Source organism: Plasticicumulans sp. (assembly GCF_035331805.1).
Lineage (GTDB): Bacteria > Pseudomonadota > Gammaproteobacteria > Competibacterales > Competibacteraceae > Plasticicumulans.
The window spans coordinates 1-11,599 of the sequence record NZ_DAOLKE010000089.1 but is presented as its reverse complement, the minus strand read 5'-3'; the positions used below and the strand labels follow the sequence as shown (position 1 = coordinate 11,599).

At 69.3% G+C, this 11,599-nt stretch carries 11 protein-coding genes and 1 tRNA gene; 7 read left to right on the top strand and 5 right to left on the bottom strand.

Annotation, left to right across the window (positions count from 1 at the left end; all coding sequences use genetic code 11):
• Nucleotides 1-164 (bottom strand): RNA methyltransferase PUA domain-containing protein (locus tag PKE44_RS08520; RefSeq protein WP_324550064.1); only part of this gene is annotated, 164 nt, incomplete at its 3' end.
• Between the two features lie 77 nt (nt 165-241).
• Here PKE44_RS08520 and xth point away from each other — a divergent pair.
• The 3 genes from xth (at nt 242) to PKE44_RS08505 (ending at nt 2,754) form a co-directional block, all read left to right on the top strand.
• Complete coding sequence (gene xth, locus PKE44_RS08515) at nt 242-1,012, top strand: exodeoxyribonuclease III (protein ID WP_324550062.1); 771 nt, start codon at nt 242-244, stop codon at nt 1,010-1,012.
• Nucleotides 1,013-1,090: 78 nt separating this feature from the next.
• Nucleotides 1,091-1,516 carry a hypothetical protein gene (locus PKE44_RS08510; RefSeq protein ID WP_324550060.1) on the top strand — a complete coding sequence of 142 codons (426 nt, stop codon included), beginning with the start codon at nt 1,091-1,093 and terminating at the stop codon, nt 1,514-1,516.
• Nucleotides 1,517-1,668: 152 nt separating this feature from the next.
• A complete protein-coding gene (locus tag PKE44_RS08505; protein WP_324550058.1) occupies nt 1,669-2,754 on the top strand; it encodes a TRAP transporter substrate-binding protein in 1,086 nt (361 codons plus the stop codon).
• Between the two features lie 111 nt (nt 2,755-2,865).
• Here the strand turns inward: PKE44_RS08505 and PKE44_RS08500 are convergent, their stop codons facing one another.
• Together PKE44_RS08500 and PKE44_RS08495 are read right to left on the bottom strand one after the other, a co-directional pair.
• On the bottom strand, nt 2,866-4,329 hold the full coding sequence (locus PKE44_RS08500) for a TRAP transporter large permease subunit (RefSeq protein ID WP_324550055.1): 1,464 nt from the start codon (nt 4,327-4,329) through the stop codon (nt 2,866-2,868).
• A 15-nt stretch (nt 4,330-4,344) separates the two neighbouring features.
• On the bottom strand, nt 4,345-4,923 hold the full coding sequence (locus PKE44_RS08495) for a TRAP transporter small permease subunit (protein ID WP_324550053.1): 579 nt from the start codon (nt 4,921-4,923) through the stop codon (nt 4,345-4,347).
• Nucleotides 4,924-5,188: 265 nt separating this feature from the next.
• Between PKE44_RS08495 and ubiD the strand changes: the two genes are divergently transcribed.
• On the top strand, nt 5,189-6,652 hold the full coding sequence (ubiD, locus tag PKE44_RS08490) for a 4-hydroxy-3-polyprenylbenzoate decarboxylase (RefSeq protein ID WP_324550051.1): 1,464 nt from the start codon (nt 5,189-5,191) through the stop codon (nt 6,650-6,652).
• 142 nt (nt 6,653-6,794) lie between these two features.
• The gene (locus tag PKE44_RS08485; protein WP_324550048.1) at nt 6,795-9,065 is read left to right on the top strand and encodes an EAL domain-containing protein; all 2,271 of its coding nucleotides are present in this window, start codon (nt 6,795-6,797) and stop codon (nt 9,063-9,065) included.
• A gap of 194 nt (nt 9,066-9,259) precedes the next feature.
• Here PKE44_RS08485 and PKE44_RS08480 read toward each other — a convergent pair whose 3' ends face one another.
• Complete coding sequence (locus PKE44_RS08480) at nt 9,260-9,571, bottom strand: hypothetical protein (protein WP_324550046.1); 312 nt, start codon at nt 9,569-9,571, stop codon at nt 9,260-9,262.
• A 337-nt stretch (nt 9,572-9,908) separates the two neighbouring features.
• On the opposite strand from PKE44_RS08480, the gene PKE44_RS08475 reads away from it, so the two are divergent.
• Nucleotides 9,909-9,984: transfer RNA gene (locus PKE44_RS08475), tRNA-Lys, on the top strand.
• Nucleotides 9,985-10,080: 96 nt separating this feature from the next.
• Here the strand turns inward: PKE44_RS08475 and PKE44_RS08470 are convergent.
• Nucleotides 10,081-10,887 (bottom strand): response regulator transcription factor, encoded by an 807-nt coding sequence (locus PKE44_RS08470; RefSeq protein ID WP_324550044.1) that lies wholly within the window; start codon nt 10,885-10,887, stop codon nt 10,081-10,083.
• 241 nt (nt 10,888-11,128) lie between these two features.
• Between PKE44_RS08470 and PKE44_RS08465 the strand changes: the two genes are divergently transcribed.
• Nucleotides 11,129-11,599: response regulator (locus tag PKE44_RS08465; protein WP_324550042.1), on the top strand; the 471-nt coding region annotated here is incomplete at its 3' end.

Below are 11,599 nucleotides of genomic sequence, written 5' to 3'. Positions count from 1 at the left end.
GCCAGCGTCGCCCGCCACTGGCCGCCGCGGCCGTCGAACAGCCGCAGCGGCGCGCCCGGCGCGAGGCGCAGCACGCGCACGACGTGGTTGCTGGCGCTGTCATCGAGCGCGACCGGCTCGCCGGCGACGATCGGACCGGCGACGTGGATGCGGGGAATTCTCATGCGGGCGGCATCCGGACGGACGGCGGGGGAAGGGCGCCATTGTATGCTGCGCCCCCGTCCCCGACCGGAAGCCGCCGATGCGCAAGATCGCCACCTGGAACGTCAACTCGCTGAAGGTGCGGCTGCCGCAGGTGCTCGACTGGCTCGCCGCCGAAAGCCCGGACGTGCTGGCGCTGCAGGAAACCAAGCTGCAGGACGCCGATTTCCCGGCCGGGGCGATCCGCGCCGCCGGCTACGAGGTCGTCTTCGCCGGCCAGAAGACCTACAACGGCGTCGCGCTGCTGTCGCGCGAGCCGGCAGACGCGGTGGTGACCGAGCTGCCCGGGCTCGCGGACCCGCAGCGGCGCGTGCTCGGGGCCACGGTCGCCGGCGTGCGCGTGCTCGATCTGTACGTGCCGAACGGTCAGGCGGTCGGCAGCGACAAGTACGCCTACAAGCTCGACTGGCTGGCGAAGCTCGCGGCCTTTCTCGAAACCGAGCGTGCCGCGCATCCCGAACTCGTCGTGCTCGGGGACTTCAACATCGCGCCCGAGGATCGCGACGTGCATGACCCCGAAGCCTGGCGCGGACAGATCCTGTGCTCCGGGCCCGAGCGTGCCGCCTTCCGCGGCCTGCTCGATGCGGGCTTCCGCGATGCGTTCCGGCTGTTCGAGCAGCCGCCGAAGACGTTCTCGTGGTGGGATTACCGCGGCGGCGGCTTCCGCCGCAATCACGGTCTGCGCATCGATCACATCCTGCTGTCGCCGGCGCTCGCGGCGCGCTGCCGTGGCTGCCGGATCGACACCGGGCCGCGGCGGCTGGAGCGGCCGTCCGACCACGCGCCGGTGCTGGCGAGCTTCGACACCTGAGCCGGCCGGCTGCGGACGCTGCGGTATAGTGCCGGCCCGGCCGTCACCGCCCCGCCCGCCCCATCGAGTTTCGCCGTCATGAAAATCCGCATCCTGTTCCTGGCCGCTGCGCTCCTGTCGGGCGCCTGCGGCACTCCGGCCACCGCGCCGTCCTTCCGCACCAGCGCGACCGTCGTGCTGACCACCGGCCTCAACGATCGCCAGCAGCCGGTCAACGCCGTCGAGGCCCTGAGCCTCGATCAGGAGCGCTTCCACGTGTTCACGCAGTGGAACCAGCTCGCGCCGGGCGAGCACACGCAGCTGGTGCGCGTGCTCGACGGCGAGCGCAAGCCGGTGTTCTCGGACGCCCAGCGCTTCACGGCCGACAACGTCAGCCGCTCGACCGTCAGCAGCTTCCAGATCAACCGCTACCTGCAGCAGCCCGGGCAGTGGCAGGTCGAGGTCTACCTCGACAACGAGCGCTTCGCGCAGAAGGGAGTCAAGGTCTTGCCGGCCGCCAACTGAGTTGGTCTTATTGTCGGACCAGTCGGGCGACGGGGCTGCGTGAGCAGCCCCGTTTCGTTTCCGGAATCCGTCAGGCTTGGCGCTGGCAGTCCGGATGCACTGCCTATACTGGCCCGGGCCATGAGCCCCCCTGATAAAGCGAGGAGAAGAAAATGGAGAGACGCGACTTCCTGAAGACCGCCGGTGCCGGTCTGGCCGCCGCCGCGACCGTTGCCGCCCCGGCGATCGTGCGCGCCGAACCGCAGATCAAATGGCGACTGGCATCGAGCTTCCCGAAGAGCCTCGACACGATCTACGGCGCCGCCGAGGTGCTCGCCAACCGCGTGCGCGAGATCACCGAAGGCAAGTTCGACATCCGCGTGTTCGCCGGCGGCGAGATCGTCCCCGGCTTCCAGACGCTCGACGCCGCCCAGCAGGGCACGGTCGAGTGCGGCCACGCGACGATGTACTACTTCATCGGCAAGAACAAAGCCTTCGCCTTCGACACCGCGCTGCCGTTCGGCCTGACCTGCCGCCAGCAGAACGCCTGGCTGTATCACGGCGGCGGTCTGGAGCTGTACCGCGAGTTCCTGAAGGACTACGGCGTCATCAGCTTTCCGGGCGGCAACACCGGCACGCAGATGGGCGGATGGTTCCGCAACGAAATCAAGGGACTGGCCGACGTCAAGGGCCTGAAGATGCGCATTGCCGGCCTCGGCGGCGAGATCATGTCGCGCCTCGGCGCCGTGCCGCAGCAGATTCCGGGTGGCGACATCTACCCGTCGCTGGAAAAGGGCACGATCGATGCGGCCGAATGGATCGGGCCGTACGACGACGAGAAGCTCGGCTTCGTGAAGGTCGCGCCGCATTATTACTTCCCCGGCTGGTGGGAAGGCGGGCCGAACGTCAGCTTCTTCGTCAACCAGGGCGAATGGGACAAGCTGCCGAAGAGCTACCAGGCGGCGTTCACGGCGGCGGCGGCCGAGGCCAACATCGACATGATGGCCAAGTACGACGCCAAGAACCCGCCGGCGCTGAGCCGGCTGGTGCGCGACGGCGCCAAGCTGCACCCGTTCCCGCGCGATGTCATGGAAGCGGCGTTCAAGACGGCCAACGAGCTGTATGAGGAAGAGGCCGGCAAGAACCCGCAGTTCAAGAAGCTCTACGACTCCTGGAAGACCTTCCGTTCGGCCGAGTACCAGTGGTTCCGCGTCGCCGAGGCGACCTACGCGAACTTCGTCTACAGCCAGCGCCTGTAAGTCGCAGCACAGGCAGCAAAAAGCCCCGCCATCCGGCGGGGCTTTTTCTTGGGTCTTCGCGGCTGTTTTCCCCGCTGCCGCCCGGATCGGCGGCAGCGGGGAGCGGGCCGCTCAGGGTTTGGCCGGCTCGGGCGGCGGGGCCGGCTGATAGTCGTAGCTCGGCGGCGCGTAGCCACCGTCGCCGGCCGGGGCGCCGTAGTCGACGGCCGGCATCTCGATCTGCACCGGGGCGCTGTTGTCGACCTTGTGCTTCTCGACGCTGACCAGACCCGGGAAGGCGATCAGCAGCGCCACCATGATGATCTGGATGCACACGAACGGCACCGCACCCCAGTAGATGTGCGTGGTGCGGATGTCGGGCGGCGCGACCGAGCGCAGGTAGAACAGCGCGAAGCCGAACGGCGGGTGCATGAAGCTCGTCTGCATGTTGACGCCGAGCAGCACGCCGAACCAGATCAGGTCGATGCCGAGCTTCTCGGCGACCGGGCCGAGCAGCGGCACGAGGATGAAGGCCAGCTCGAAGAAGTCGAGGAAGAAGGCCAGCGCGAACATCAGGATGTTGACGACGATCAGGAAGCCGACCTCGCCGCCCGGCAGCGCCGTCAGCAGGTGCTCGACCCACAGATCGCCGTTGACGGCGCGGAACACCAGACCGAACACCGTCGAGCCGATCAGGATGAACAGCACGAAGCACGACAGCTTGGCGGTCTGGTCGAGCGCCTGACGCACGAGCTTCCAGTCGAGGCGGCGGTTGATCAGCGCCAGGATGATCGCGCCCGAGGCACCCATCGCGCCGCCTTCGGTCGGTGTCGCGACGCCGATGAAGATCGTGCCGAGCACGAGGAAGATCAGCACCAGCGGCGGCACCAGCGACACCAGCACGCGCCGCCCGAGCGCCGCGCCGCGCAGGCTGCGGGCCTCGGGAGGCAGCGCTGGTGCCGCGTCCGGCTTGAAGGTCGCGGTCAGGAACACGTAGCCGACGTACATGCCGGTCAGCACCAGGCCCGGAATCAGCGCACCGGCATACATGTCACCGACCGAACGGCCGAGCTGGTCGGCCATGATGATCAGCACCAGCGACGGCGGGATGATCTGTGCGAGCGTGCCGGAAGCGGCGATGACGCCGGTCGCCAGCTTCTTGTCGTAGCCGTAGCGCAGCATGATCGGCAGCGAGATCAGGCCCATCGAGATCACCGAGGCCGCGACCACGCCGGTGGTCGCCGCGAGCAGCGCACCGACGAAGATCACCGCGTAGGCGAGGCCGCCGCGGATCGGGCCGAACAGCTGGCCGATGGTGTCGAGCAGATCCTCGGCCATGCCCGAGCGTTCGAGGATCAGGCCCATGAACGTGAAGAACGGGATCGCGAGCAGCGTGTCGTTCTGCATGATGCCGAACACGCGCTGCGGCAGCGCCTGCAGCAGCTCGGGCTTCAGCAGCCCGTATTCGATGCCGATCAGGCCGAAGAACATGCCGTTGGCCGCCAGCGCGAACGCGACCGGATAGCCGAGCAGCAGGAAGATCACGAGGGCGCCGAACATCAGCGGCGCCATGTTGGCAACAATGAAGGCTTCCATCGGGGGCGCGCTCCGTCAGTTCGGGGTGTGCGGCGCGGGCACGTCGGCGGGCGCGTGGCCGTGGTGCGACTTGACCAGCGTGTGCGGATCGACGTGTCCGGTCAGCGCGCCGATCTGCTTGATCAGCTGCGACAGGCCCTGCAGCTGCAGCAGCACGAAACCGATCGGGATCAGGACCTTCACCGGCCAGAGGATCAGGCCGCCGGGGTTCGGCGAGTATTCCTGCGTGTGCCAGGAATCGAGGAAGTACGGCCAGCCGAACACGATCATCAGCAGGCACAGCGGCGTCAGGAAGAGCAGCGTGCCGAGGATGTCGATGATGATCTGCGTGCGCAGGCTGAAGCGCCCGACGACCACGTCGATGCGCACGTGCTCGTTGCGCTGCAGCGTGTAGGCGGCACCGAGCAGGAACACCGCCGCGAACAGGTACCACTGGATTTCGAGGAAGCCGTTCGAGCTGATGTTGAACAGCTTGCGCATCAGCGCGTTGCCCGTGCAGATGATCACCATGATCAGGATCAGCCAGTACACGGTCTTGCCGACGTGCTCATTGAGCCAGTCGATGCCACGGGAAAGTCTCAGCAGGAAGTCCACCCTTTGTTTCTCCTCCGGTCGTGCGCCGGCTTGCCGGCGCGCGTGGGGGGCGGGCCGGGGGTGCCGTGCGGGCTTTTATGGGGATGGGCTCCGGGTCGCGGAGTCCGCGCAGCTTACACTGTTCTGGTCAAATGGTCATACCGGCGCTTTCGCGGATCACGCTGCCGGCGACCGGCCTAGTGTAGAGTCGGCTCCGCGCGGCTGCCGGCACGCCCGCCGCCGCTTCCCCCCGTCGTCCGGATGACCGTCAGGTCGTCGAGTCCCGATGAAATACAAAGACCTGCGTGACTTCATTGCCCGCCTCGAAGCCGATGGCCAGCTGCGGCGCATCCGCGTGCCGGTGTCGCCGCGGCTGGAGATGACCGAGATCTGCGATCGCGTGCTGCGCGCGCGCGGGCCGGCGCTGCTGTTCGAGCGTCCGGCCGGGCACTCGGTGCCGGTGCTGGCGAACCTGTTCGGCACACCGGAGCGCGTCGCGCTCGGCATGGGCGCGGAGTCGGTCGCGGCGCTGCGCGAGGTCGGCAGGCTGCTGGCCTTCCTGAAGGAGCCGGAGCCGCCGAAGGGCTTGAAGGACGCCTGGAACAGCCTGCCGGTGTTCCGCAAGGTGCTCGACATGGCACCGAAGGAGATCTCGCGCCCGCCGTGCCAGGAATGCGTGCTCGAAGGCGAGGCGGTGGATCTCGCGCGCCTGCCGGTACAGACCTGCTGGCCCGGCGATGCCGGACCGCTGATCACCTGGGGGCTGGTGGTCACGAAGGGGCCACACAAGGCCCGGCAGAATCTCGGCATCTACCGCCAGCAGGTGATCGGCCGCAACCGCGTGATCATGCGCTGGCTGTCGCACCGCGGCGGTGCGCTCGACTTCCGCGAATGGCAGCAGGCGCACCCGGGCCGGCCGTTTCCGGTGGCGGTGGCGCTCGGGGCCGATCCGGCCACCATCCTCGGGGCCGTGACGCCGGTGCCGGATACCCTGTCCGAATACGCGTTCGCCGGCCTGCTGCGCGGGGCGAAGACCGAACTCGCGCGCTGCCTCGGCTGCGACCTGCAGGTGCCGGCCAGCGCCGAGTTCGTGCTCGAAGGCCACATCGCGCCCGGCGACACGGCGCCCGAAGGACCGTTCGGCGATCACACCGGCTACTACAACGAGGTCGACACCTTTCCGGTGTTCACGATCGAGCGCATCACGCACCGGCGCGAGCCGATCTATCACTCGACCTACACCGGCCGGCCGCCCGATGAGCCGGCGATCCTCGGCGTGGCGCTGAACGAGGTGTTCGTGCCGATCCTGCAGAAGCAGTTTCCGGAGATCACCGACTTCTATCTGCCGCCCGAGGGCTGCTCGTACCGGCTGGCGGTCGTGACCATCCGCAAGCAGTACCCGGGCCACGCCAAGCGCGTGATGCTCGGCGTCTGGAGCTTCCTGCGCCAGTTCATGTACACGAAGTTCGTGATCGTCACCGACGAGGACATCGATGCCCGCCGCTGGGAGGACGTGATCTGGGCGATGACCACGCGCATGGACCCGGCGCGCGACACGGTGACGATCGAAAACACGCCGATCGACTATCTGGATTTCGCGTCGCCGGTCTCGGGACTCGGTTCGAAGATCGGCTTCGATGCCACCCACAAGTGGCCCGGCGAAACCACGCGCGAGTGGGGCACTCCGATCCGCATGGACGACGCGATCCGCGCGCGCGTCGACAGCCTGTGGCCCGAGCTGGGGCTGTGAGCCGCATGAGGCGCAAAGCTTGTGGTGCGGTGCAGCATGAATGGCCGGCAAACGTTTATGCTGCGCCCTCGTCCGGGTCCGTGACCCGGCACACGTCAGGGAAGACCGGCGCATGCGGGCGGCCGGTCAGCGGAGACGGACGATGAGCGCGCAAGACTTCCATGGCAGCACCGGAGCGGCCGGCGTCCCGGCAGCCGATGACGACGATCTGCTGTTCCTGCCCGAAGGGCCGGAGGCCGGGCCGGAGCGGATTGCGAGCCCGCAGCGCTGGCGCGTGCTCGCCGTCGACGATGACCGCGACTTCCAGCGCTCGACCGCCTTCGCGCTGTCCGGCATGCGCGTGCTCGGCCGGCGCATCGAGCTGCTGCAGGCCTACGGCCACGCCGAGGCCGCGCGCCTGCTCGCCGGCGAGCGCGACATCGCGGTGATGCTGCTCGACGTGGTCATGGAAACCGACGACGCCGGCCTGCGGCTGGCGCGCGCGGTGCGCGAGGTGCTCGGCAACGCGGAGCTGCGCATCGTGCTCGTGACCGGGCAGCCGGGGCTGGCGCCGGTGCACGAAGTCATGGAGCGCTACGACATCAATGACTACTGGACCAAGTCCGAACTCGGCGTCGAACGCCTGCACACGCTGCTGACCGCCGGTGTGCGCGCCTGGGAGCAGCTGCGCACCGTGGCGCGCGCCCGGCGCGGCCTGCAGATGATCGTCGAGGCCAGCAACGTGCTGGTCGGCGCGCGCAGCCTGCGCGACTTCTCGGCGCGCACGATCGCCGAGATCGCCTCGGTGCTCGGCGTGCCGCCCGAAGGCGTGGTCTGCGTGCGCCGCGCGCGCGACGATGGCCGCGTGATCGGGGCCGCCGGGCGCTACGCGCGCAGCGTCGACCGTCCGCTCGAAGCCCTGGAGCCGGCCGGCGTGCGCGAGGCGATCCGCCACTGCCTGCAGGAGCGGCGCACGCTGGTGCTCGCTGACTGCATGGTGCTGTACTTCCCGGCCGAGCTGGCCGGGGCCGAATACGCGGCCTGGGTCGAGATCGAGCGCTCGCTCGATGACACCGAACAGGAACTGCTGCGCGTGTTCGCGCTGAACATCGGCAGCGGCCTGCACAACGTCGCGCTGTTCAGCCGCCTCGACGATCTCGCCTACCGCGACCAGCTGCTCGGGCTGCCGAACCGCAACGCGCTGCTGCGCGCGCTGGAAAGCGCGCTCGGCAGCGCCGCCCGCCACCACACCGCGCTGCTGCTGATCGACATCGACAACTTCTCCGGCGTCAACCTGACGCTCGGCCCGGCCTACGGCGACGCCCTGCTCAAGCGCATCGGCGAGCGCCTGCGCGACGGCTTCGACCCGACCGTGCTGCTCGCGCGCCTCGGCGGCGACGTGTTCGGCGCGCTCGGTCCGGTCGAACGGCTCGATCCCGAAAGCGTCGCCGCCCTGTTCGCCGACGGTGCGCCGTCGGCCGCGGACGGCGGCGCCTGGAGCGTCGGCACCGCGCGCCTGCCGCTTGCGGAGTTCACCGGCACCGCGCTGGAGGCGCTGGCGAGCGCCACGCTGCTGCTGAAGCAGGCCAAGCTGCGCGGCCACGGCCAGCATCAGGACTGGCTGCCGGAGATCGCCGTCGCTGCCGGCCGGCGCTTCGCGCTGCTGCAGGCGCTGCGCGAGGCGCTCGCGCGCGACGAGATCGGCATCGAGCTGCAGCCGCAGATCGACCTCGCGACCGGCACCGTCACCGGCGTCGAGGCGCTGGCGCGCTGGCAGCGCGCCGACGGCACGCGCGTCGCACCCGATGCCTTCATCCCGCTCGCCGAGGCCACCGGGCTGATCGTACCGCTCGGCGAGCACTTCATCGAGCTTGCCTGCGCCGCCGCGGCCCGGCTCGCCGCGGCCGGTCACGGCCACATCCGCGTTGCGGTCAACGTCTCGGCCGTGCAGTCGGCGCGCGCCGACCTGGTCGCGAGCATCGAGCGCCAGCTGCTCGCCAGCGGCGCCGAGGCGCGGCAGATGGAGATCGAGCTGACCGAGACCGTCGCGATGCAGAACTTCGGCGCCGTCACCGACACGCTCGAACGCCTGCGCGCGCGCGGCCTGACCGTCGCCATCGACGACTTCGGCACCGGCTTCTCGTCGCTCGCCTATCTGCGCCGGCTGCCGGCCGACCTGATCAAGATCGACCGCAGCTTCGTGCAGGAACTCGGCAACGGCGGGGAATCGCGCACCGAGATCGCCGAACTGATCATCCGGCTCGCCGAGCGCCTGGGCCTGCGCGTGCTCGCCGAGGGCGTGGAGACCGAGGCGCAGGCCGGCTGGCTGCGCATGCACGGCTGCCATTACGCGCAGGGCTGGCTGTATGCGCGGGCGATGCCGCTCGATGCGCTGCTCGACTGGCTGGCGCGGCGCGAGCACGCCGGCACCTGAAGGTTCCCCCGGCGCCGCCGGGAGCTTCCGCGGCGGCTGCCGGTGCTGGCCGGCACGCAGGCGGATGACTGGCCCCGCAACGGTGCAGCGCCCGCGCCAGTGTCGCCTCCTGCTGGTGCGTCCGGCGCGCTACGGACGGCACGACGCCGCGCCAGCCTGGGGCCGGCGCGGCGTCGGTGGGGAAGACAGGTGGCTCAGTGCGGGCGGTACGGCTGCGGCAGCTTTCTCGGCGGCTTCGGACGCAGGTCGTAGGTCGGGTGATTGGCCTCGAAGCGTTCGAGCACGCCGTTCAGCTCGGCGACCCGCCCCACCCGGCCCATGACCTGGGCGTGGGCGATGTCCTCCATGATGTAGCGCCGGATCAGCCACTGTCCGGCGTGTGTCTGCACCAGACACTGGCCGAGTTCGGCGGCGATGACTTCGGGAACATGCTCATGTTCGGCGATCGCCTGAATCTCTTCCTCGGACAGCTCGCACAGGTCCAGACATTCCTGCTCGGTCAGCATGGGGCGACTCCTCTGTGGTGGTGAGGGCGTTCTGCGACGCCTTGTCATGGTGCAGGCTGCTCCGCCGTGACGCGGGGCGTTACTGCAATTCTTTGAACATCCGCGGCAACATTCCGGGAAGATCCTCCCGGTGCGGGTGCTTCCGGGGCTGCTCTGCAGCAGCAGGTCTGGCCTCGGGGACCACAACGGTAGTTCAGTGAATCAGAAGCCGGGCCGGCGTGGGGTGATACTTTGGTAAGGTCTGCGCCCGGGGTTTCAGACCGGTGCAAGCGTCGTGCCGCAGGCGCAGCCAGGGGTTTACTTCGGCCGGCCGTTCCGGTCTAATGCGCGCCTCGCCGGGCCGTTAGCTCAATTGGTAGAGCAGTTGACTCTTAATCAATTGGTTGTAGGTTCGAGTCCTACACGGCCCACCACACATTCTGGCCGCCTTCGATGACGATTGCAGGTCAGTACGGACAAGGGGCTGCGGTGCCGCCGCAGCCCCTTTTCGTTGTTGCGGCCGCGCGGGTTCAGCCCGCCGGCGGTTCCGGACGCACCGGCAGCAGGCCGCGGGCCTCAGCGGCGGCGAGCCAAGCGGCGGCGCGCAGCGCGAGCTGCGTGCGGTTGCTGACGCGGGTCTTGCCGAGGATCTGCGAGACGTAGAGCTTGACGGTGTTCTCGGTCAGGCCGAGGTCGCAGGCGATCACGTAGTTGGTCTTGCCGGCGCCGACGTGCGCGAGCACCTCCCACATGCGCGGCGTCAGTTCGGGCAGCGGCTCGCTGTCGGACAGCACGGCTGCGGTCGTGGCCGGCGCCGCTTCCGGTGGTGCGGCTTCGAGCCGCCGGCGCAGGCCGCTGACTTCCTCGCCGAGGCGCAGCACCGTATCCATCATCTCGTCGAGCCGCGCCTCCAGCCGCTCGCCACCGGGGCTGCGCCGCGCCAGGCGCACGGCGGCACGGCGCACGGCGTCCAGCAGCTCGTCGCCGGACAGCGGCTTGTTCAGGAAGTCGATCGCGCCGCGGCGCAGCGCCTCGATCACGTCCTCCTTGCCGGCATAGCCGCTGACCAGGATGGCCTCGAAGGCGCGCGTGTCGCCGAAATCGAGCCCGAGGCGGCCGACCAGTTCGTTGCCGTTGCCGATGGCGAGGTTCAGGTCGGTGATGACGATGCCGATTCCTGCATCCGCCGCGAACGTCGCGAGGGCGTCGTCGACGCCGGTGGCGCCGTGGCAGCGGTAACCGTTCAGGTCCAGGAATTCGAGCAGCTCCTGCAGCGCTTCGGGTTCGTCGTCGACGACCAGCACGGCCGGAACCTGCGGCGCTGAGTCTTGCTTCACCGGGCGGAATCCTCGATTGACGGTGCCGGAAGGACAAAGGTGCCGGCGGCGCGGGCGCGGTGGTGGTGGCTGCGCAGTATCCCCGCCGGCCGGCAGGGGCCGGGGCTGCAACTGTAATAGTCTGCAACGACCGGTGCGCGTGTAACGTCGTTCACGGTCGTGTGCCGTGCCAGCCGGCAAGATACCGCCCTTGCGCGCCCGGCGGTCCCGCCGGAGTGATTTTCGTCCACGGAGGCTCCGTATGCCTGCTCCCGCCGCCCATGCCGCAGAGGCAGAGGAACTGCTGCTCGTCGATGACGATGTCGATGCGCTGGTCGAGCTGGCCGAGCTGCTGGAGGAAAGCGGCTACCGCTGTCACGTCGCCCACGATGCGGCCGCCGCCCGGCATTTCCTCGCCGCGCAGCCCGGCATCGGCATCGCGCTCTGCGACCTGCGCATGCCCGACATCGACGGCCTGACGCTGATCGGCGAACTGCAGCAGACCTATCCGCAGCGGCTCGATTACGTCGTGATCACCGGCCACGGCGATCTCGACGATGCGATCGCGGCGATGCGTCTGGGCGTGTGTGACTTCTTCCGCAAGCCCTTCGATCCGGCCCGGCTGCTCGAACAGCTCGCCGCGCTGTGCGCACGCCGGCACAACGCCCGGATGTCGGCGCCGGTGCTGGCACCGGCCGCCGGCCGCGGCGAGGACGAGCGCCCTGCCGGGGCC

What these genes read in the sequence shown, in the direction of transcription:
- xth (WP_324550062.1), top strand. Translation starts at nt 242, where the DNA reads ATGCGCAAGATCGCCACCTGGAACGTCAACTCGCTGAAGGTGCGGCTG.
- PKE44_RS08480 (WP_324550046.1), bottom strand. Translation starts at nt 9,571, where the DNA reads ATGCTGACCGAGCAGGAATGTCTGGACCTGTGCGAGCTGTCCGAGGAA.
- PKE44_RS08510 (WP_324550060.1), top strand. Translation starts at nt 1,091, where the DNA reads ATGAAAATCCGCATCCTGTTCCTGGCCGCTGCGCTCCTGTCGGGCGCC.
- PKE44_RS08485 (WP_324550048.1), top strand. Translation starts at nt 6,795, where the DNA reads ATGAGCGCGCAAGACTTCCATGGCAGCACCGGAGCGGCCGGCGTCCCG.
- ubiD (WP_324550051.1), top strand. Translation starts at nt 5,189, where the DNA reads ATGAAATACAAAGACCTGCGTGACTTCATTGCCCGCCTCGAAGCCGAT.
- PKE44_RS08505 (WP_324550058.1), top strand. Translation starts at nt 1,669, where the DNA reads ATGGAGAGACGCGACTTCCTGAAGACCGCCGGTGCCGGTCTGGCCGCC.
- PKE44_RS08500 (WP_324550055.1), bottom strand. Translation starts at nt 4,329, where the DNA reads ATGGAAGCCTTCATTGTTGCCAACATGGCGCCGCTGATGTTCGGCGCC.